The 21,431-nt window shown below is 73.3% G+C and carries 14 protein-coding genes; 13 read left to right on the top strand and 1 reads right to left on the bottom strand.

The features are described from left to right. Nucleotides 1-429: 429 nt before the first annotated feature. From uvrB to E9549_RS18825, 7 genes are all read left to right on the top strand, one after another. Nucleotides 430-2,547, top strand: coding sequence for an excinuclease ABC subunit UvrB (uvrB, locus tag E9549_RS18855; RefSeq protein ID WP_236828134.1), 2,118 nt, complete (start codon nt 430-432; stop codon nt 2,545-2,547). A 279-nt stretch (nt 2,548-2,826) separates the two neighbouring features. After that, on the top strand, nt 2,827-3,990 hold the full coding sequence (locus E9549_RS18850; protein WP_236828133.1) for a TerC family protein: 1,164 nt from the start codon (nt 2,827-2,829) through the stop codon (nt 3,988-3,990). A gap of 226 nt (nt 3,991-4,216) precedes the next feature. Further along, nucleotides 4,217-5,362 carry a TerC family protein gene (locus E9549_RS18845; RefSeq protein WP_236828132.1) on the top strand — a complete coding sequence of 382 codons (1,146 nt, stop codon included), beginning with the start codon at nt 4,217-4,219 and terminating at the stop codon, nt 5,360-5,362. 48 nt (nt 5,363-5,410) lie between these two features. Then, nucleotides 5,411-7,369 carry a S9 family peptidase gene (locus E9549_RS18840; protein ID WP_236828131.1) on the top strand — a complete coding sequence of 653 codons (1,959 nt, stop codon included), beginning with the start codon at nt 5,411-5,413 and terminating at the stop codon, nt 7,367-7,369. Nucleotides 7,370-7,695: 326 nt separating this feature from the next. Beyond that, nucleotides 7,696-9,282 carry a M28 family peptidase gene (locus tag E9549_RS18835; RefSeq protein WP_236828130.1) on the top strand — a complete coding sequence of 529 codons (1,587 nt, stop codon included), beginning with the start codon at nt 7,696-7,698 and terminating at the stop codon, nt 9,280-9,282. Nucleotides 9,283-9,389: 107 nt separating this feature from the next. Beyond that, nucleotides 9,390-9,674 carry a hypothetical protein gene (locus E9549_RS18830; RefSeq protein ID WP_236828129.1) on the top strand — a complete coding sequence of 95 codons (285 nt, stop codon included), beginning with the start codon at nt 9,390-9,392 and terminating at the stop codon, nt 9,672-9,674. Nucleotides 9,675-9,784: 110 nt separating this feature from the next. Further along, on the top strand, nt 9,785-11,518 hold the full coding sequence (locus E9549_RS18825; protein ID WP_236828128.1) for an alpha/beta-hydrolase family protein: 1,734 nt from the start codon (nt 9,785-9,787) through the stop codon (nt 11,516-11,518). Nucleotides 11,519-11,542: 24 nt separating this feature from the next. Here E9549_RS18825 and E9549_RS18820 read toward each other — a convergent pair whose 3' ends face one another. After that, entirely contained in the window at nt 11,543-12,208 is a 666-nt protein-coding gene (locus tag E9549_RS18820) for an MBL fold metallo-hydrolase (RefSeq protein ID WP_236828127.1), read from the bottom strand. Nucleotides 12,209-12,255: 47 nt separating this feature from the next. On the opposite strand from E9549_RS18820, the gene E9549_RS18815 reads away from it, so the two are divergent. The 6 genes from E9549_RS18815 (at nt 12,256) to yvcK (ending at nt 21,310) form a co-directional block, all read left to right on the top strand. Beyond that, the gene (locus tag E9549_RS18815) at nt 12,256-13,692 is read left to right on the top strand and encodes an amidase (RefSeq protein ID WP_236828126.1); all 1,437 of its coding nucleotides are present in this window, start codon (nt 12,256-12,258) and stop codon (nt 13,690-13,692) included. Between the two features lie 165 nt (nt 13,693-13,857). After that, nucleotides 13,858-16,755, top strand: a complete 2,898-nt coding sequence (gene uvrA / locus E9549_RS18810) for an excinuclease ABC subunit UvrA (protein ID WP_236828125.1) — start codon at nt 13,858-13,860, stop codon at nt 16,753-16,755. A 190-nt stretch (nt 16,756-16,945) separates the two neighbouring features. Continuing rightward, complete coding sequence (locus tag E9549_RS18805; protein ID WP_236828124.1) at nt 16,946-17,221, top strand: hypothetical protein; 276 nt, start codon at nt 16,946-16,948, stop codon at nt 17,219-17,221. Between the two features lie 134 nt (nt 17,222-17,355). After that, nucleotides 17,356-19,386, top strand: a complete 2,031-nt coding sequence (uvrC, locus tag E9549_RS18800) for an excinuclease ABC subunit UvrC (RefSeq protein ID WP_236828123.1) — start codon at nt 17,356-17,358, stop codon at nt 19,384-19,386. Continuing rightward, on the top strand, nt 19,383-20,342 hold the full coding sequence (gene rapZ, locus E9549_RS18795; protein ID WP_236828122.1) for an RNase adapter RapZ: 960 nt from the start codon (nt 19,383-19,385) through the stop codon (nt 20,340-20,342). Before uvrC ends, rapZ begins: the two co-directional genes overlap by 4 nt. A gap of 35 nt (nt 20,343-20,377) precedes the next feature. Continuing rightward, nucleotides 20,378-21,310: a uridine diphosphate-N-acetylglucosamine-binding protein YvcK gene (gene yvcK, locus E9549_RS18790; RefSeq protein WP_236828121.1), complete on the top strand. Its 933-nt coding sequence runs from the start codon at nt 20,378-20,380 to the stop codon at nt 21,308-21,310. The last annotated feature ends 121 nt before the right edge of the window (nt 21,311-21,431 follow it).

Below are 21,431 nucleotides of genomic sequence, written 5' to 3'. Positions count from 1 at the left end.
CCCCGATCCGGCCACATGCTCGCGTGGCCGGATCGGGGGGCGGACGTCGGGACCCCCGTGCCCGCGCCGGGGGCCCGCCACACCTGCGGCGGCGGTGAGACCGGCGACAGCGGGTGCGGCGGCCGACCGGGGCGCGCGCCCCGGACGACGACGCCCCCCGCGGCGGACCGCAGGGGGCGTCGTGCGCAGGCCCGGCCGGGGCCGCGGGCCCGTCGGGCCGGGCGCCGGGCGCACCGGGGTCCGACCTCGCCCGGGGGCTCCCGGGTGGCGCTGGTCCCTCGGCGCGGACCGCTCCTGCGACTGGGCACGCTAGGGGTGCGGGGCGGCGGGGACAAGTACCGGCCCCACCGCTCCGCGTCCCGGCCGCCCCAGCCTGCGTGGGAAGCGCTCGCGACGCGTTCTGTCACACCGCCGACGTACCGTCGTCGCGTGCGCACGTCCACCGAGCTCAAGCCCACCCAGGGGCGTTTCCGCGTCGTCAGCGAGTTCCAGCCCTCGGGCGACCAGCCGGCCGCCATCGAGGGGCTGGCCCAGCGGGTGAACGCGGGGGAGAAGGACGTCGTCCTCCTCGGCGCCACCGGCACGGGCAAGTCCGCCACGACGGCCTGGCTGATCGAGAAGGTCCAGCGCCCGACGCTGGTCATGGCGCCGAACAAGACCCTCGCCGCGCAGCTGGCCAACGAGTTCCGCGAACTGCTCCCCGACAACGCCGTGGAGTACTTCGTCTCCTACTACGACTACTACCAGCCCGAGGCCTACGTCCCGCAGACCGACACCTACATCGAGAAGGACTCCTCGATCAACGAGGAGGTCGAGCGGCTGCGGCACTCGGCGACCAACAGCCTGTTCACCCGGCGGGACGTCGTCGTCGTGGCGACCGTCTCCTGCATCTACGGCCTGGGCACGCCGCAGGAGTACGTCGAGCGGGCGCTGAAGATCAAGGTGGGGGAGGAGCGCGACCGCGACGAGCTGCTGCGCACCCTGGTCACCGAGCAGTACACCCGCAACGATCTCTCGTTCACGCGCGGCACCTTCCGGGTCCGCGGCGACACGATCGAGGTCTTCCCGGTGTACGAGGAGCTCGCCGTGCGCATCGAGATGTTCGGCGACGAGGTGGAGCGGCTGTACTACCTGCACCCGCTGACCGGCGAGGTGGTGCGCGAGGTCGACGAGATCTTCGTGTTCCCGGCCAGCCACTACGTCGCCGGCCCCGAGCGGATGGAGCGCGCGATCGGCTCGATCGAGGCCGAGCTCGAGCAGCGGCTGGCGGAGCTGGAGAAGCAGGGCAAGCTGCTGGAGGCCCAGCGGCTGCGCATGCGCACCACCTACGACATCGAGATGATGCGCCAGGTCGGCTTCTGCTCGGGCATCGAGAACTACTCCCGGCACATCGACGGGCGGGCGCCCGGCAGCGCCGGCTCCTGCCTCCTCGACTACTTCCCCGACGACTTCCTGCTCGTGATCGACGAGTCGCACGTGACCGTGCCGCAGATCGGCGGCATGTACGAGGGCGACATGAGCCGCAAGCGGACGCTCGTCGACCACGGCTTCCGGCTGCCCTCGGCGATGGACAACCGCCCGCTGAAGTGGGAGGAGTTCACCGACCGGATCGGCCAGACGGTCTACCTGTCGGCGACGCCGGGCGACTACGAGCTCGGTCGGACGCAGGGCGAGGTGGTCGAGCAGGTCATCCGCCCGACCGGCCTGGTCGACCCGGAGGTCGTGGTCAAGCCGACCAAGGGCCAGATCGACGACCTGGTGCACGAGATCCGGCTGCGCACCGAGAAGGACGAGCGGGTGCTGGTCACCACGCTCACCAAGAAGATGGCCGAGGACCTCACCGACTACCTGCTCGAGCTCGGCATCAAGGTGCGCTACCTGCACTCCGAGGTCGACACCCTGCGGCGGGTGGAGCTGCTGCGCGAGCTGCGCCAGGGCGAGTACGACGTGCTGGTCGGCATCAACCTGCTGCGCGAGGGTCTCGACCTGCCCGAGGTCTCCCTGGTGGCGATCCTCGATGCCGACAAGGAGGGCTTCCTGCGCTCGGGCCGGTCGCTCATCCAGACGATCGGCCGTGCGGCGCGGAACGTGTCGGGGCAGGTGCACATGTACGCCGACACGATCACCCCGTCCATGGCGCAGGCGATCGAGGAGACCAACCGGCGCCGCGAGCGGCAGATCGCCTACAACACCGAGCGCGGGGTGGACCCGCAGCCGCTGCGGAAGAAGATCGTCGACATCCTCGACGGCATCTACCGCGACGCCACGGAGGCCGAGGGCGCCACCGAGCTGCTCGGCGGGTCGGGCCGGCAGCAGTCGCGCGGCAAGTCCCCGGTGCCCGGGCTGTCCTCCAAGTCGAGGTCGAAGGCCGGCTCGATCGACGTCCAGGGCCTGCCGCGCAACGAGCTGGCGGACATGATCACGCAGATGAACGAGCAGATGTTGGCCGCCGCCCGCGAACTGCAGTTCGAGGTCGCCGCGCGGCTGCGCGACGAGCTGAACGAGCTGAAGAAGGAGCTGCGCCAGTTCGACGCCGCGCACGCCTGAACCGGCGCCGACCGCCCGCCCGCACCTCGCGTGCATGGACCGCGGGTCGCCCGGGAACAACTCCTCGGGATCGCGCGTTGATGCCGACGAACCACACGGACCGTGCGGACGACCTGTCGTGCGCGCGGTCCGGTTCGTGGAGGGGAGTATCCCCCCGCGGCTGGGTCGTCAGTACGAGCTCGGGGAGACCTCCGCGCTCCGGCCCGTCGGCCGCCGGATCCGTCCGGCGGTGGGAGAGACCTCCGGCACTGACGCATCCGCCAGTCCCCGGAGGTTTTCTTGGACGTCCCGTTCTGGGTGTGGGCGATCACGGTCACCGCGATCCTCGCCATGCTCGCTTTCGACTTCTTCGGCCACGTGCGCACGCCGCACGCGCCGACCCTGCGTGAATCGGCGACGTGGTCGGCGATCTACGTGGCGCTCGCCATCGTGTTCGGCATCCTGATCTGGATCTTCTACGGCCCGACGTTCGGCGGTGAGTACTTCGCCGGCTACGTCACCGAGAAGAGCCTCTCGGTGGACAACCTCTTCGTGTTCGTCCTGATCATGGCGAGCTTCGCCGTGCCCAGGGAGCTGCAGCAGAAGGTGCTGCTCTTCGGCATCGCCTTCGCGCTGGTCCTGCGCACCATCTTCATCGCCGTGGGCGCCGCCGCGATCGAGAACTTCAGCTGGGTCTTCTACATCTTCGGCGCGATCCTCGTCTACACCGCCTGGGTGCAGGCCCGCAGCGGTGGGCACGACGACTCCGAGGAGTTCGAGGAGAACGCCGTCCTCCGGTTCGCGCGCAAGCGGCTGCGGACGACGGAGGAGTACCACTCCGACCGCATGGTGGTGAAGCAGGCCGGCAAGCGGTACCTGACGCCGCTGGCCATCGCGCTGATCGCCATCGGCACGGCCGACATCATCTTCGCCGTCGACTCGATCCCGGCGATCTTCGGCCTCACCCAGGAGGCGTACCTCGTCTTCTCGGCCAACGCGTTCGCCCTGCTCGGCCTGCGGCAGCTGTTCTTCCTGATCGACGGCCTGCTCGACCGGCTGGTCTACCTCAGCTACGGCCTCTCGGTCATCCTCGGCTTCATCGGGATCAAGCTGCTCATCCACGCGCTGCACAAGAACGAGCTGCCCTTCATCAACGGCGGTGAGCCGTGGACGGTCATCCCCGAGGTGCCGATCTCGATCTCGCTGGCGGTCATCGGCGTCACCCTGCTCGTCACGACCGTCGCCAGCCTGGCGAAGAGCCGGCGCGACCAGGCCGAGCACGAGGCGCTGCGGGCGGGCACGACCCCGCCGCCGCCGCACGGCCTGGCGGCCGCCGAGCGGCCCGAGGGCGGCGACCCGCACGTGGGTCTGCACGCCCCGGACGGCGACCCCCTGGGCCAGGGGGTCGGCCGCGAGCGCGCCGGCGCCGAGCGGCGCGGTGGCGAGGACGGCGCCGCCCGGTAGTTCCTCGGGTGCCGGGGTACGGTGAGCGCCACGTACCCCGGCGCCCGCATCCGACGGCGCGTGCTCGGCGACGGGAGCGCGTGGTGGAGGGGAGTATCCCCCCGCGGCAGCGTCGTCATCACGAGGTCCCCATGGCCTCCGGTGCTGCCGGTCGCCGGTCCCGGCCGGCGGCGGGAGAGACCTCCGGTGCCAGGCGTGTAGCGGCGATGCCGGAGGTTCTACTGCAATGGACGTGCCCTTCTGGGTGTGGGCGGTCACCGTCGGCGCCATCATCGGCATGCTGGTCTTCGACTTCTACGGTCACGTGCGCACGCCGCACGCGCCGACGCTCCGGGAGTCCGCGACGTGGTCGGCCATCTACGTGGGGATCGCGGTCGTCTTCGGCCTGATCGTCCTGTGGGCCTACGGCGGCACGTACGGCGGTGAGTACTTCGCCGGCTACATCACCGAGAAGAGCCTCTCGGTGGACAACCTGTTCGTGTTCGTGCTGATCATGGCGAGCTTCGCCGTGCCGCGGGCGCTGCAGCAGAAGGTGCTGCTCTTCGGCATCGCCTTCGCGCTGGTGCTGCGCACCATCTTCATCTTCGTGGGCGCTGCCGCGATCGAGAACTTCAGCTGGGTCTTCTACATCTTCGGCGGCTTCCTGATCTACACCGCCTGGGCGCAGGCCCGCAGCGGCGGGCACGACGAGGACGAGGAGTTCAAGGAGAACCTGCTCCTCCGGCTCACCCGCAAGGCCGTGCCGACGACCGACGACTACCACGGCGACCGCATGGTCACCAAGGTCCAGGGCAAGCGGTACATCACGCCCCTGGCCATCGCGCTGGTGGCCATCGGCAGCGCCGACATCCTCTTCGCGGTCGACTCCATCCCGGCGATCTTCGGGCTGACCCAGGAGACCTACCTGGTCTTCACCGCCAACGCCTTCGCCCTGCTGGGCCTGCGCCAGCTGTTCTTCCTCATCGACGGGCTGCTGGACCGGCTGGTCTACCTGGCCTACGGCCTGGCCGTGATCCTGGGCTTCATCGGCGTCAAGCTGCTCATCCACGCCCTGCACGAGAACGAGCTCCCGTTCATCAACGGCGGCGAGCACGTCACCGTCGTCCCCGAGATCCCGACCTGGCTGTCGCTGACGGTCATCCTGGTCACCCTGCTGATCACCACGGTCGCCAGCCTGGCCAAGAACCGGCGGGACCGGATCGAGGGGTACACCAGCCCGACGGGCGCCGCGGACCCGGGCGCCGACCGGACCGGCCGCAACGTCGCCGCGCCGGGGAGCCACGACGGCCTGGACACCCCCGGCCGCGGCGACGGCCCGCCGGACCCCAGGAACGCGCCGGTGACCTCCCGGGACGACCGCTCCGGCGAGTGATCCGGGCGCGGGCCGGGCGGGGCGGGGCGCTCGGCTAGCGTCGCGGTCATGCGCCCGTCGGACCTCGCCCTCCTGCGGACGCCGGGGACGGCGACGGTCTCGCCCGACGGGCGGATCGCGGTGGTCGCCGTGCGCTGGCCGGACCCGGGGACCGACGGCTACCGCAGCCAGCTGTGGGCGGTGCCCACCGACGGGTCCGCGCCGGCCCGCCCGCTCACGACCGGCCGGCACGACACCCATCCGAGCTTCTCGCCGGACGGGCGGTGGCTGGCCTACCTCGGCACGGAGCCCGGCGGGAGCCCCCAGGTGGTGGTGCTGCCCGCGGCCGGCGGGGCACCGCGCCGGCTCACCGACCACCCGCTGGGAGCCGGTGCGCCGGCGTGGGCCCCGGACTCGCGCCGCCTGGCGTACGTGGCCCGGGTCCCCGAGCCCGGGCGGTGCGGCACGGCGCCCGGGCTCGACCCCGCCGCGGCGCCGCCCCGGCTGATCACCACGCTGGCGTACCGGCGCGAAGGGGTCGGCTACCTGCACGAGCGGCCCGCCCAGGTCTTCGTGGTGGCCCTGCCGGCCGACTTCGCCGACGACGCCGCCCCGCCGCCGTCGCCGGTCCAGGTGACGACGGGGACGGCCGACTGCGCCGACGTCGCCTGGCGCCCGGACGGCGAGGAGCTGGCGTTCGTGTCGGCGCGCCACGACCGCGCCGGCCGGGACCTGGTCCGCGACGTGCACGCCGTCCACCCGGACGGCACCGGGCTGCGGCGCGTCACCGACGGGCGCGGGGACTGCTCGCTGCCGGCCTGGACCCCGGACGGTGCCTCGATCGTGCTCACCGCGATCCCCGACCTGGGTCCCGAGGGGGTGGACGTGGTGGCGCGGGCGGCCGTGCCGTGCCGCGTCCCGGCCCAGGGCGGCCCGCTCACCGAGCTCCTCGACCCGGAGCGGCACGCCCGCGGCGACGCCACCCCGGCGACCGTGCTGGCCGACGGGGCGGTGCTGGTCGGCGATCAGCGGCGGGGCTCGGTGGAGCTCCTCCGGGTGCCCCTGGACGGCGGAGTCCCGGAGACGCTGGTCGGCGGCTCGTTCGCCGTCCGCGGGATCGGGGCCGCCGGTGGGGTCGTCGTCGCCACCGTGGCCCACGACCGATCCGCCGGGGAGCTGCTGGCCCTGCGCGACGGGGGGCGCCGGCTCCTGACCGGCTTCGGCCGCGAGCTCGGCGCGACCGGGCGGCTGCACCGCATGCACGAGCGCGACGCCGAATCGTCCGACGGGTACCTGGTGCACGGCTGGGTCACCGCGCCCCCGGGCGAGGGGCCCCACCCGGTGCTGCTCGTGCTCCACGACGGGCCCTTCCGCCAGCACGGCTGGGCGCTGCACGAGGACACCCAGGTGCTGGTCTCGGCCGGCTACGCCGTGGTGCGGTGCAACCCGCGTGGGTCCTCCGGGTACGGGGCGGCCCACGGGCGCGCGCTCCGCGGGGCGTGGGGCGGTCCGGACGCCGACGACGTGCTGGCGTTCCTCGACGCGGTGCTCGTCGACCCCGCGCTGGACGCGCGCCGCGTGGGCGTCATGGGGGGCGGCTACGGTGGCTCCCTCGCCGCGCTGCTCACCGGTCGGACGGACCGCTTCTCGGCGGCCGTGGTGGAGCGGGCGCTCACCGACCCGGGGTCCTTCACCGGCAGCTCGGACGCCGGCTGGTACCTGGTGGACGCGCACCTGGGCACCGACCCGGAACAGCTGCGGGCGCAGAGCCCGGTGGCCCGTGCCGGGCGGACGCCCACCCTGCTCGTGGCCGCGGAGGAGGACCTGCGCACGCCGCTGGAGCAGGCGCAGCGGCTGCACGTCGACCTGGTGCGCCGTGGCGTCCCGGCCGAGCTGCTCGTCTTCCCGGGGGAGGGGCACGACCTGCCGGCCGACGGGCGGCCACGGCACCGCGTGGCCCGCTGGGAACACCTGCTCCGGTGGTGGGAGCGCTGGCTGCCCGTGGCCCCGCCCGTCGACCGGCGCTGAACCCGACACGCCGTCACGGTCGATGACCCTGCGTGCCGAAGCGTCCGTGGCGTGTCGTGACTTGCATCGCAGCGAACACGCAGGTGGGCGGGTGGGTTCACGGCGCGTCACCGGGCGGGTGCACGACGTCCGTCGCACTCGGATCCCCTGCTGCCTCTATGCAAGCGGGTCGTCACTCCGGTGGAGTGCCGGTGCCGGCAACGGAGCCGGCCCGCGGCCACTGCGCCGCCGATCACCGATCGAAGGGATCGAGCGTGGACCAACGACGGACCGCGTCCGCACGACGGACAGCGGCTCGCACCATCGCACTGGGCACCAGCGGCGTCATGATCGCCCTGGCGCTCCCCGTCACCACGGCCACCGCCGCGCCCCGGGACCCGTGCGACCGCCGGCACAACAACACCTACGCCAAGCTGCTGGAGTGCGTCGACCTCGAGGACGTCCTCGAGCACCAGCGCGCCTTCCAGAAGATCGCCGACAGCAGCGACGACCCGGTCTACCCGGGTACCCGCGCGGCGGGCACGGACGGCTACGCCGACAGCGTCGAGTACGTCGCGGGCCTGCTCCGGGACGCGCGCATGGACGTCACCCTGGACCCGGTCGAGGTCACGTTCAACTTCCCCGCGGTCCTGAGGCAGCTGAGCCCGGTGGAGGCCGAGTACGAGACCGGCGTCTTCACCGGCAGCGGCGCAGGCCGGCTGGAGCAGGGCACCGTCGTCCCCGTCGACCTCGTCATCGACGGCGACCGGGCGACCTCCAGCAGCGGGTGCGAGGCCGCCGACTTCGAGGGCGTGGACCTCGGCGGCCCGGTCGACATCGCGCTCCTCCAGCGGGGCACCTGCAACTTCGGCGACAAGGTGGTCAACGCCGAGAACGCGGGAGCCGAGGCGGTGGTCATCTTCAACCAGGGCAGCGCGCCCGACCGCATGGAGCTGATCGTGGCCAACGCGGCGACCCTCGGCGACGGCAGCACGATCCAGCACGGGATCCCGGTGGTCGGTGCCAGCTTCGACCAGGGCGTGGCGCTCGCGGCCGCGGGGGCCACCGCGTTCGTGGAGGTGCTCCCGGCGGAGACGCGCACCGACTACAACGTTATCGCCGAGGTGCGGGGCCGGGACAGGAACAACGTCGTCATGGCCGGCGCGCACCTGGACAGCGTCATCGAGGGTCCCGGCATCAACGACAACGGGTCGGGCTCCGCGGCGCTCCTGGAGACGGCGCTGTCGATGGCCAGCCTCAAGCCGCACAACACGCTGCGCTTCGCGTGGTGGGCGGCGGAGGAGCAGGGGCTGGTCGGCTCGAACAGCTACGTGGCGAAGCAGCCGCAGAGCGAGCTCGACCGGATCGCCCTGTACATGAACTACGACATGGTGGCCTCGCCGAACCACGTGCAGATGGTCTACGACTCGGACGAGTCGACGTGGGACGCCACCGCCCCGATCCCGGCGGGCTCGACGGCGATCGAGGAGGTCTACGAGTCCTACTACACCAAGATCGGCGTGCCCTACGACGACGCGGAGTACTCGGGCCGCAGCGACTACCAGGCGTTCATCAACGCGGGCATCCCCTCCGGTGGGCTCTTCACCGGGGCGGAGGTGGTCAAGACCGATCAGCAGGCGGAGATCTGGGGTGGCGTCGCGGGTGACCAGTTCGACCCGTGCTACCACGAGGCCTGCGACACGATCGACAACCTCGCCCTGGACGCGCTGGACGTGAACAGCGACCTGATCGCCTTCGCGATGCTGACGTTCGCCTTCTCCACCGAGTCGGTGAACGGGGTGAAGGGCAGGCCGATCCCCGGACCGGCGGTCGAGCTGCCCGCCCCCGCCGGCGCGGAGGGCACGTTCGAGGAGGCCGCCGGTGGCGGTGGCCTCGAGCACGACCACGTGCACGGTCACGAGATCCTGAGCTGACCACTGCACGGTGACGCGAGCCGTCGCCGGCGTCCTCCCGGGGACGTCGGCGGCGGCTCGTGCCGCGCGGGGGTGCCGGCCGGGGCCGTGGGGCCTACCGTGCGCAGATGGCGCTCATCTACCCCGTCCGGATCGACTCCCCGGAGCCCGACGAGGACGCGGCCCCCGACTTCGCCGAGCTCGCCGCCGACCTCTCCGACCAGTGGCTGGTCGAGGTGGACCTGGGCGAGGACGGTGACGACGCCTGCTTCGGACCGCTCACGCCGCGGGCCGCGTGGGACCTGGCGCTGGGCGTGGAGGGGCAGCGGCCGGAGTGGACGGTCTCGGTCCTCCCGCTGCACGTGCCCGGCACACCCGACGAGCTGGTCGCCCTGTTCGACGACGACGAGTAGCACCGGGATCCTGTCGTCGCACGCGGGACCGGGCGCGAATCACCCTCCACGGAGGAGTCCGCCACCCCGGGTGGCTCCTACGGTCGGTCGCCTGCAGAGCGGAGGCCGGCATGAGCGCAGAACCGACGACGCCCACCCGTGGCGGCGCCTCGGTGGCGGTGCCGGCCCCACGCCCACCCGCGGAGGACGTGCAGGGGCCCCGGCGTCGTCGAGGACGTGGCCGGTGGCTGCCCCGGTACACCTGGAGCGGGACCCTGGGCGCCGTCGTCCTCGGGTGCGCCTCGCTGACGCCGTCCCTGCTGCCGCGCGGCTGGGTGCTGCAGGGACTGGTCGCGGGGGTCACCGCGGCGATCGGCTACGGGATCGGCGTCACGGTGGCGTGGTTCGTGGCGGAGGCGACCGAACGCCGTCTCCCGCCCGGGTTCCGCCGTCGCGCGTGGCAGGTGCTCGCCGTCGTCGGACCGCTCGCCGCCCTGGTGATGCTGTGGCTGGGCTGGGAGTGGCAGCGGGACCTCTACCGGCTGATGGGCATGGATCCCCCGGCGAGCTACTGGGCGCTCGGCATCGTCTCGTTGGCGGTGCTGACCTTCGCCCTCGTCGTCGGCACCGGGCGGGGCGTCCGCCGGCTCGGGCGCTGGCTGATCCGGCTGTTCGGCCGGCTGCTCCCGGGGCGGATCGCCCGGCCGCTCGGCGTCCTCGCGGTCTCGGCCCTGGTGGTCGTCCTGCTCAACGGCGTGCTCTTCCAAGGCCTGATGAACGCGCTGAACCAGGCGTTCAGCGTCCGGGACGGGGGCACCGAGGAGGGGGCGGTCCGACCCGCCGCGCCCGAGCGCTCCGGCAGCCCGGCGTCCCTGGTGGCGTGGGAGGACCTGGGCCTGCAGGGGCGCAACTTCGTCGGGATGGGCCCGACCCCCGCGGAGCTCTCGGAGTTCTCCGGCCGCCCGGCCGTGACGCCGGTCCGCGCGTACGTCGGGCTGGAGAGCTCCGACGACGCGGGGGAGGGGGCTGCGCTGGCCGTCCGGGAGCTGGAGCGGGCGGGCGGCTTCGACCGGTCGGTGCTGGTGGTCGTGACGACGACCGGCACCGGCTGGGTCGACCCCGCGGCCAGCGACTCGCTGGAGTACCAGTTCAACGGCGACACGGCCATGGTGGCCATGCAGTACTTCTACCTGCCGAGCTGGGTCTCCTTCCTGGTCGACCAGGCCAAGGCGCGGGACGCCGGCCGCGCGCTCTTCGACGCGGTGTACGGAGCCTGGGCCGAGCTTCCGCCCGAGGACCGCCCGGAGCTCTACGTCTTCGGCGAGAGCCTCGGCACGTTCGGCGGCGAGTCCGCGTTCAGCGGGCTTGCCGACATCACCAACCGCACCGACGGCGTGCTCTGGGCCGGGCCGCCGAACTTCAACGAGCTGTGGCGCAGCATCGTCGACGACCGGGAGGCGGGCACGCCCGAGTGGCGGCCGATCGTCGACGACGGCCGGACGGTGCGGTTCGCCGACGAGGCCGCCGATCTGGACCGACCGCCGGGGCCGTGGGAGGAGCCGCGGCTGGTGTACCTGCAGAACGCGTCGGACCCCATCGTCTGGTGGTCACCGGAGCTGATGCTGGACGAGCCGGACTGGTTGCGCGGGGAGCGCGGCCCGGACGTCTCGCCGGACATGGTGTGGTTGCCGTTCGTCACGTTCTGGCAGGTGACGGCCGACATGGCCTTCTCCACCGGTGTCCCCGACGGGCACGGCCACTCCTACCGCGCCGACTACGTCGACGGGTGGGCGGAGGTGGCGCAGCCCCCGGGCTGGACCGACGCCGACACCGCACGCCTGCGGCCGATGATCGGTGGGGACTGACCGGTCAGCACGCTCGCCGGCCGCTCACCAGCCGCGCTCGCGCCACTCCGGGAGGTGCGGGCGCTCGGCACCCAGGGTGGTGTCCGCGCCGTGCCCGGGGTAGACCCAGGTGCCGTCCGGCAGGACGGCGAACAGCCGCTGCTCGACGTCGTCGACCAGGCTGGCGAAGTCCTCCGCGGACCAGGTCCGGCCCACGCCACCCGGGAACAGGCTGTCGCCGGTGAACAGGTGCACGCCGGCGTCGCCCGGCCCGCGCCAGACCAGCGCGATGCTGCCCGGCGTGTGCCCGCGCAGGTGCACGACCTCGAGCACCTGCTCGCCGACGGCCACGGTGTCGCCGTGCTCGACCGGCCGCGTCACCGGCACGGGCAGCGCCGGGGCGTCCAGCGGGTGCGCCACGGTGGCCGCCCCGGTGGCCGTGACGACGTCGGGCAGGGCCCGGTGGTGGTCCCAGTGGCCGTGCGTGGTGACGACGGTGCGCAGGTCGGTGTCCCCGACGAGCGACAGCAGGACCCCCGGCTCGTCGGCGGCGTCGACGAGCAGGCCCTCGCCGGTCGCGGTGCAGCGCAGGAGGTAGGCGTTGTTGGCCATCTCGCTGACCGCCACCTTGCTCACGGTCAGCCCGGGCAGCTCCCGCACGTCGGCGGGCCCGCCGACGGCGACGTCTCCGGTGTAGGTCGGGGTGCTCATCCGGACTCCCTTCGGAAAGTGTCGGCGGGCGCCGTTACGGTCCAGGCATGGACGCTAGCGGAGGTGTCGGCACAGCCCGGGGCGGTGCTCCGGGGGACCGGGCCGGGAGGCAGCGCATCGTCGGGCTGCCCGCCACGGAGATCGCCGCCCTGGTGCGGGCCGGCGAGCTCACCGCGGTCGAGGTGGTCCGTGCGCACCTCGACCACGTCGAGGCGGTGGACGCGCGGATCGGCGCCTTCCGCGGGGTGCGGCGCGAGGCGGCGCTGGCCGAGGCCGCCGCGGTCGACGCGAGCCTGACCCGTTTCGCCCTCCCGCTGGCGGGGGTCCCGGTCGCGGTGAAGGACAACGTGCAGGTGGCGGGGGAGGTCTGCACCGACGGCTCGCCGGCCCGCGAGTCCGGGCCCGAGCGTCGCGACCACGAGATCGTCACCCGGCTGCGCAAGGCCGGGGCGGTGGTCATCGGCATCACCCGGGTGCCCGAGCTCTGCCTGTACGCCGCCACCGACGGCCCCGGGACCGTGACGCGCAACCCGTGGGACACCGCGCTCTCGCCGGCCGGCAGCTCCGGTGGCAGCGCGGCGGCGGTGGCCTCCGGGTGCGTCCCGATCGCGCACGGCAACGACGGGATGGGGTCCCTCCGGCTGCCGGCGGCCGCCTGCGGGCTGGTCACCCTCAAGCCCGGGGTCGGCGTGCTGCCCGGCGGGATCGGCGCCGACGACTGGTCGGGCATGGCGGTGAACGGTGCGCTGGCCACCACGGCGGCGGACCTCGCGGTCGCCCACGCCGTGCTGGCCGGGGAGCAGCCCGCCGCGCCGGCGGCCCCCGGGCGCCCGCTGCGGGTCGCCGTCAGCACCCGGTCACCGCTGCCCGGTGCCGGGGCCGACGAGGCGACGCGGGCGGCGGTCGACGCCGTGGTGAACCAGCTGCGCGCGGCCGGGCACACCGTGGTGCGACGCAACCCCCCGGTCACCCCGGCGGCCGCCGCCGGTGCCCTCGCGCGGTGGATGGCCGGCGCGGAGGACGACGCGGAGTTCCTGGGCCTCGACCGCGCGCGCCTGCAGCCGCGCAGCCGCACCCACGCCCGCATCGGCCGACTGGTGCGCCGGCTGGGGCTCGTCCGGCCGCGCACCCAGGAGCGGTTCCGGCAGCGCATGGTCGCGTTCTTCGACGACGTCGACCTGCTGCTGACCCCCGTCACCACCGGCCCGCCGCTGCCCGCCCGGCCCTGGCACGAGCGCGGGTTCCTGGCCAACATCACCGCCAACGCCCGCTGGGCGCCGTGGACGGCCGCCTGGAACCTGGCCGGCATCCCGGCGGCGGTCCTGCCGGCCGCCACCCGGCCCGACGGCCCCCCGGTGCCGGTCCAGTTCGTCGGCCCGCCGGGCGCCGAGGAACGGCTACTCTGGATCGTCGGCGAGCTGGAGTCCCGCCGGCCGTGGCGCCGGTACGCGCCCGTCTTCGACCCCACCGCGACACCGGCCTGAGGGCCCGGCCCGGCGGCGGCCGGCCCGGTGACCGGGCGCAGCTCACACCGAGCGGTGGACGACCGCGGGCGGCGCCGGCGTTGCACCGGCTGACCTGCGACCGGGCCAGGACGGCCGCCGTCCAGCGCACCACCGCTCCACACACCAGCGACCGACAGGGATCACATGGACCGGCTCGTCGTCCGCGGCGCCCGCGAGCACAACCTCAAGGACGTCCACATCGACCTCCCCCGTGACGCGCTCATCGTGTTCACCGGGCTGTCGGGGTCGGGCAAGTCCAGCCTGGCCTTCGACACGATCTTCGCCGAGGGGCAGCGGCGCTACGTCGAGTCGCTGTCGGCCTACGCCCGCCAGTTCCTCGGCCAGATGGACAAGCCCGACGTCGACTTCATCGAGGGGCTCTCCCCGGCGGTGTCGATCGACCAGAAGTCGACCAACCGCAACCCGCGGTCGACCGTCGGCACCATCACCGAGGTCTACGACTACCTGCGCCTGCTGTACGCGCGGGCCGGCCAGCCGCACTGCCCGAACTGCGGGAAGCCCATCTCCCGGCAGACGCCGCAGCAGATCGTCGACCAGGTGCTGGCGATGGAGGACGGCACCCGGTTCCAGGTCCTCGCCCCGGTGGTCCGGGCCCGCAAGGGCGAGTACGTCGACCTCTTCAGCTCGCTGCAGACGCAGGGCTTCTCCCGCGTCCGCGTCGACGGCACGGTGCACCCGCTGACCGAGCCGCCGACGCTGAAGAAGCAGGAGAAGCACACGATCGAGGTGATCGTCGACCGGCTCACCGTCAAGGAGAGCGCCAAGCGCCGGCTCACCGACTCGATCGAGACCGCCCTGGGGCTCGCCGGCGGGCTGGTCGTCCTCGACTTCGTCGACCTCCCCGAGGGCGACCCGGAGCGCGAGCGCACCTTCTCCGAGCACCTGGCCTGCGTCGACGACGGCCTCTCCTTCGAGGCGCTGGAGCCGCGGTCGTTCTCGTTCAACTCGCCGTTCGGCGCGTGCGGCGAGTGCACCGGCATCGGCACCCGCAAGGAGGTCGACCCCGAGCTCGTGGTGCCCGACCCGGGAAAGAGCCTCAACCAGGGCGCGATCGCCCCGTGGTCGAGCTCGATGAGCAACGAGTACTTCACCCGGCTGCTCACCGGCCTCTCGCAGCAGATCGGCTTCTCCATGGACGACCCGTGGGAGCGGCTGCCGGCCAAGGTGCAGAAGGCGGTCCTGCACGGCTCGCCCGACCAGGTGCACGTCCGCTACAAGAACCGGTACGGCCGCGAGCGCAGCTACTACGCCGCGTTCGAGGGCGTGCTGCCGTTCCTGGAGCGCCGGCACGACGACACCGACAGCGAGTACATGCGGGACAAGTACGAGGGCTACATGCGCGACGTGCCCTGCCCCGTGTGCCACGGCACCCGCCTGAAGCCGGAGATCCTCGCGGTCAAGCTCAACGGCCGGTCCATCGCCGAGGTCACCAACCTCTCCATCGGCGAGGCGTCGCAGTGGCTGGGTGCCCTCGAGCTGGGGGAGCGGGAGAAGGCGATCGCCGACCGCGTCCTGCGCGAAATCCAGGCGCGGCTCTCCTTCCTCGTCGACGTCGGCCTGGACTACCTCTCGCTCGACCGGCCGGCCGCCACGCTGGCCGGCGGGGAGGCGCAACGGATCCGGCTGGCCACCCAGATCGGCTCGGGGCTGGTCGGCGTCCTCTACGTGCTCGACGAGCCCTCCATCGGGCTGCACCAGCGCGACAACACCAAGCTGATCGAGACCCTCGTCCGGCTGCGCGACATGGGGAACACGCTCATCGTCGTCGAGCACGACGAGGACACGATCAAGACCGCCGACTGGGTGGTGGACATCGGTCCCGGGGCCGGCGAGCACGGCGGCGAGGTGGTCGTCAGCGGCACGGTCGAGGAGCTGCTGGCCAGCGAGCGGTCGCTGACCGGGCAGTACCTGTCCGGGCGCAAGCAGATCGTCGTCCCCGAGAAGCGGCGCGAGCCGATGCCCGGGCGCGAGCTGGTGGTGAAGGGCGCCCGCGAGAACAACCTCCGCGGCGTCGACGTCACCTTCCCGCTGGGCTGCATGGTGGCGGTCACGGGGGTCTCGGGCTCGGGCAAGTCGAGCCTGGTCAACGACATCCTCTACAGCGTGCTGGCCAACGAGCTGAACCGGGCGCGGCTGGTGCCGGGCCGGCACCGCACGGTCACCGGCCTGGAGCACCTGGACAAGGTGGTGCACGTCGACCAGTCGCCCATCGGCCGCACGCCGCGGTCGAACCCGGCCACCTACACCGGGGTGTGGGACCACGTCCGCAAGCTGTTCGCCCAGACCTCGGAGGCGAAGGTCCGCGGGTACCTCCCCGGGCGGTTCTCCTTCAACGTCAAGGGCGGCCGCTGCGAGGCCTGCTCCGGCGACGGCACGCTGAAGATCGAGATGAACTTCCTGCCCGACGTGTACGTGCCCTGCGAGGTGTGCAAGGGCGCCCGGTTCAACCGGGAGACCCTGGAGGTGCACTACAAGGGCAAGACCGTCGCCGAGGTCCTGGACATGCCGATCGAGGAGGCGGCGGACTTCTTCGCGGCCATCCCGGCGATCGCGCGCTACCTGCGCACGCTCACCGACGTGGGGCTGGGCTACGTCCGGCTCGGCCAGCCCGCCACCACGCTGTCGGGCGGCGAGGCGCAGCGCGTCAAGCTCGCCAGCGAGCTGCAGAAGCGGTCCAACGGGCGCAGCATCTACGTCCTCGACGAGCCGACCACCGGCCTGCACTTCGAGGACATCCGCAAGCTGCTGCTCGTCCTGCAGGGGCTGGTCGACAAGGGCAACTCGGTCATCGTCATCGAGCACAACCTCGACGTCATCAAGAGCGCCGACTGGCTCATCGACATGGGGCCCGAGGGCGGCTTCCGGGGCGGCACGGTCGTCGCCGAGGGGACGCCGGAGTTCGTCGCCTCGGTGCCGGAGAGCCACACCGGCCGGTACCTGGTGCCGCTGCTCGACGAGGAGGCCATCGCAGCGGCGGCGGCCGGCCCCGTGAAGAAGCGGGCTCGCAAGAAGGCCAGCTGAGCGACCGGTGCCCCACGACGGCCCGCGCCCTCGCAGGGGCGCGGGCCGTCGTCGTAAGGGCGTCCGCCCGCAGGGGGCGGGGGTCCGACCGGCAGGGGTTGAGCGGACGACCTCCCGCCCGTACCCTCGGTGTGACCGACGTCACCTCGGGCGATCCCGGGGTGGCGCAGTCCCTCGGAGGAGGACGCTGATGAGTGCGCTGACGCCCGACTGCGACCCCGACCTGTCGAACTGCGGCTCGCCCGTGACCGGCGGCGGCGTGCGCTCCACCGTCGTCCTGATCGCCGTGCTCGCGGTGTCCCTCACGGCCGTCAGCGGTGGCGCGTCCGGCCTCGTGACGTTCACGGCCGGCGGCGCCGCCGTCGTCTCGGCCCTGGTGCTCGGCCGCCGGGCGGTCCGCCTCGCGCAGCGGGCGACCGCCGGCCTCGTCGCCCACACGCCCTGGCGGTCCCGCCCGGTCGTCTGAGCCGACCCGCGCGAGCCCGGTCCGGTGCGGTGCCACCGGACCGGGCTCGGCGCTGCCCGGGGCCGTTGGGGCGGTTGTGGCGGACGGGTCCCGCTCGCTGACGGCGTGTCGGTGCCGCGACCTAGGGTGGAGGCATGGCCGACCCGTCCACGTACCGCCCAGCGGTCGGCTCCATCCCGGAGTCCCCGGGCGTCTACAAGTTCCGCGACCCGAACGGCCGGGTCATCTACGTCGGCAAGGCCAAGAGCCTGCGGCAGCGGCTGAACAGCTACTTCGCCGACGTGGCGGGCCTGCACCCCCGCACCCGCCAGATGGTGACGACGGCGTCGAGCGTCGAGTGGACCGTCGTCGGCACCGAGGTCGAGGCCCTCCAGCTCGAGTACAACTGGATCAAGGAGTTCGACCCGCGGTTCAACGTCCGCTACCGCGACGACAAGAGCTACCCCAGCCTCGCGGTCACGCTGAACGAGGAGTACCCGCGGCTGCAGGTGATGCGCGGGCCCAAGAAGAAGGGCGTGCGCTACTTCGGCCCCTACGCCCACGCCTGGGCCATCCGCGAGACGCTCGACACGCTGACCCGCGTCTTCCCCGCGCGCACCTGCTCCACCGGCGTCTTCAAGCGCGCCGGCCAGATCGGCCGGCCCTGCCTGCTCGGCTACATCGGCAAGTGCGCCGCCCCCTGCGTGGGCCGGGTGAGCGCCGAGGAGCACCGGCGGATCGTCGACGACTTCTGCGACTTCATGGCCGGCAGGACCGAGTCGATGATCAAGCGGCTCGAGCGCGAGATGGGCGAGGCCGCGGCGGCGATGGAGTACGAGCGGGCCGCCCGCCTGCGCGACGACATCGGGGCGCTGAAGCGGGCGATGGAGAAGCAGGCGGTGGTCCTCGGTGACGGCACCGACGCCGACGTCGTCGCCTTTGCGCAGGACGACCTGGAAGCCGCCGTCCAGGTGTTCCACGTCCGCGGCGGGCGGGTGCGCGGGCAGCGCGGCTGGATCATCGACAAGGTCGAGGAGGTCACCACCGGCGAGCTGGTGGAGCAGTTCCTCCTCCAGGTCTACGGCGGGGTCGACGAGCAGGCCGGCGTCGGCGAGGCCGGCGAGGCGGTGCCGCGCGAGGTGCTCGTGCCCGAGCTGCCCGACGACGCCGACGTCTACGTCGAGCTGCTCGAGGAGCTGCGTGGCGGCCGGGTCTCGCTGCGGGTGCCGCAGCGCGGCGACAAGCGCAGCCTCATGGAGACGGTCGAGCGCAACGCCAAGGAGGCCTTCGCCCGGCACCGGGTGAAGCGGTCCAGCGACCTCACCGCACGCTCGCTGGCGCTGTCGGAGCTGCAGGAGGCGCTGGAGCTGCCCGACGCGCCGTTGCGCATCGAGTGCATCGACATCAGCCACGTGCAGGGCACCAACGTGGTGGCGTCGATGGTGGTGTTCGAGGACGGGCTGGCGAAGAAGTCCGACTACCGGCGGTTCTCGGTCACCGAGGGCACCGACGACACGGCGGCGATGGCGGAGGTGGTCCGCCGGCGCTTCGCCCGCCACCTCAAGGAGGAGCAGGACCGCAGGGACGAGCAGGGGATCGCGGCCGAGGAGGGGCGCCCGCGCCGGTTCGCCTACCCGCCCAACCTGCTCGTCGTCGACGGCGGCGCCCCGCAGGTGGCCGCGGCCGCGCGCTCGCTGGAGGAGCTCGGCGTCGTCGACGTCGCGGTCTGCGGGCTGGCCAAGCGGATGGAGGAGGTGTGGCTGCCGGGGGAGAGCGACCCGGTGATCCTGCCCCGCACCTCCGAGGCGCTGTACCTGCTGCAGCGGGTGCGTGACGAGGCCCACCGGTTCGCCATCACCTACCACCGGCAGAAGCGGTCCACCAGCATGCTGGTGTCCCTGCTGGACGACGTCCCCGGGCTCGGGGAGGCACGACGGAAGGCGTTGATGAAGCAGTTCGGATCGCTCAAGCGCCTGCGGGCCGCGACGGTGGAGGAGCTCATGGCGGTGCCCGGCATCGGGCGGCGAACGGCGGAGGCGGTGCAGATGGCGGTCGCCGAACCGGCTCCCGCGCCCGGCGGTGAGCAGTCGGCGGAGACCACCCTCGCGCCCCAGGGCCCGGCCGAGCAGGGTGCTCCGCGACCCGGCTCCGGCGACACCGCCGAGGTCGGCCGGGTGGCCTCGTGAGCGCCGGGGCGGCGCCGGGCGTCGAGGATCCCGACCGGGCGCCGGTGGGCCCGCAGAACGACGTCTCGCCGGCGATGGACGCGGCGAGCACCGAGACGCCGCCGCTCGAGGTCGTCGTCGTCACGGGGCTCTCGGGCGCCGGGAAGAACAGCGCCGGTCGCGTGCTGGAGGACCTCGGCTGGTTCGTCGTGGACAACCTGCCGCCGGCGCTGCTCCTGCCCATGGTCGAGCTGGGCGCGCGCGGCGACCTCCGCCGGTTCGCCGCCGTCGTCGACGTCCGCAGCCGGGCGTTCTCCAGCGACCTGCAGGAGGCCATCCGCATCCTCGCCGCGGCGGGGCACCGGCCGCGCGTGGTGTACGTGCACGCCCGCGACGAGGTGCTGGTCCGCCGGTACGAGTCCAACCGCCGGGAGCACCCGCTGCAGGGCAACGGCACGCTCACCGACGGCATCACCGAGGAGCGGGCCCTGCTGACCGGCATCGCCGGGGAGGCCGACCTCTGGGTCGACACCAGCGACCTCAACGTGCACCAGCTGCGGGCCACGCTGGAGAACGCCTTCGCCCGCGACGGCCGCACCCCGCCGCTGACCGCGACGGTGATGAGCTTCGGTTTCAAGTACGGCCTGCCGCTGGACGCCGACCTCGTGGTGGACGCCCGGTTCCTGCCCAACCCGCACTGGGTGCCCGAGCTGCGCGAGCACACCGGGCGCGACGCCGACGTCCGCGACTACGTCCTCGGGCAGCAGGACGCCGGTGACTTCCTCGACCGCTACACCGAGGTGCTGCGGCTGCTGCTGCCCGGCTACCGGCGCGAGGGCAAGCGCTACCTGACGCTCGCGGTGGGCTGCACCGGCGGCAAGCACCGCAGCGTCGCGATCGCCGAGGAGTTCGCCCGCCGGCTGCACGCCGAGGGCATCGCCGCCGTGGCCCGGCACCGCGACCTGGGGCGCGAGTAGTGGGGGGGACGACGGTCCCGGGGCAGCCGCCCCGGGTGGTCGCCTTCGGGGGCGGCCACGGGCTCGCCGCGGCGCTGGCGGCGTGGCGCCGGATCACCCCGGAGCTGACCGCGGTGGTCACCGTTGCCGACGACGGCGGGTCGTCGGGGCGGATCCGGCGCGAGATGCCCGTGCTGCCCCCTGGTGACCTCCGCATGGCCCTGGCCGCGCTCGCCGGGGACGCGGAGCGCGAGCAGACCCTGGCCGCGCTGTTCCAGCACCGCTTCGGCGGCAGCGGCGTGCTCGCCGGTCACCCCGTCGGCAACCTGCTCCTCACCGGCCTGACCGAGATGTACGGCGGGGACACCGTCCGGGCGCTCGACGAACTGTGCACGCTGGTCGGGGCCGCCGGCCGGGTGCTGCCCATGGCCGACGAGCCGCTCGACCTGGTGGCCCGGGTGGAGACCGCCGACCCCGACGACCCCGCCCGGGTGCGCACCATCCGCGGGCAGGTGGCGATCGCCGCGACCCCGGGACGGGTCCGGGAGATCCGGCTCGCCCCCGCCGATCCGGTGGTGCACCCGGCGGTGCTCGACGCCATCGCCGCGGCCGATGTCGTCTCGTTGGGCCCCGGTTCCTGGTACACCTCTGTGCTGCCGCACCTGCTCGTGCCCCGGCTCCGCGCGGCGCTGGCGTCGACCGGTGCGCGGGTGGTGGTGGTGCTCAACCTGGAACCGCAGCCCGGTGAGACCGACGGCTTCTCACCGGAGGAGCACCTGGCCGTGCTGCAGGCCCATCTGGACGGAGTGGCGTTGCACACCGTGATCGCAGACGTGGAGTCGGTGGTTGACCGCCGTGGTCTGCTTGACGCGGTCCGCGGGTGCGGTGCCGAGCTGCTGCTGGCGCCGGTCGCCGAGCCGGACGGCGCTCCGCGGCACGACCCGGGGCGCCTGGCCGCGGCGCTGGCCTCCGTGGTCGGGATGCGGTGAACGGGTAGCGGCATGCGAGCGGGTACCAGCTGGACGGCCGACCGGCCGGCACGAGGGGGAGAGGGGACGGCGTACATGACGCTGACCCGGACTGCGGGGGCGGGATCTCCCGGGGGAACGT

The sequence above is a fragment of the Blastococcus sp. MG754426 genome (assembly GCF_021699055.1).
GTDB lineage: Bacteria > Actinomycetota > Actinomycetes > Mycobacteriales > Geodermatophilaceae > Blastococcus.
Note: the sequence above shows the minus strand (reverse complement) of the source record. Positions and strands in the feature narration are given on the sequence as shown.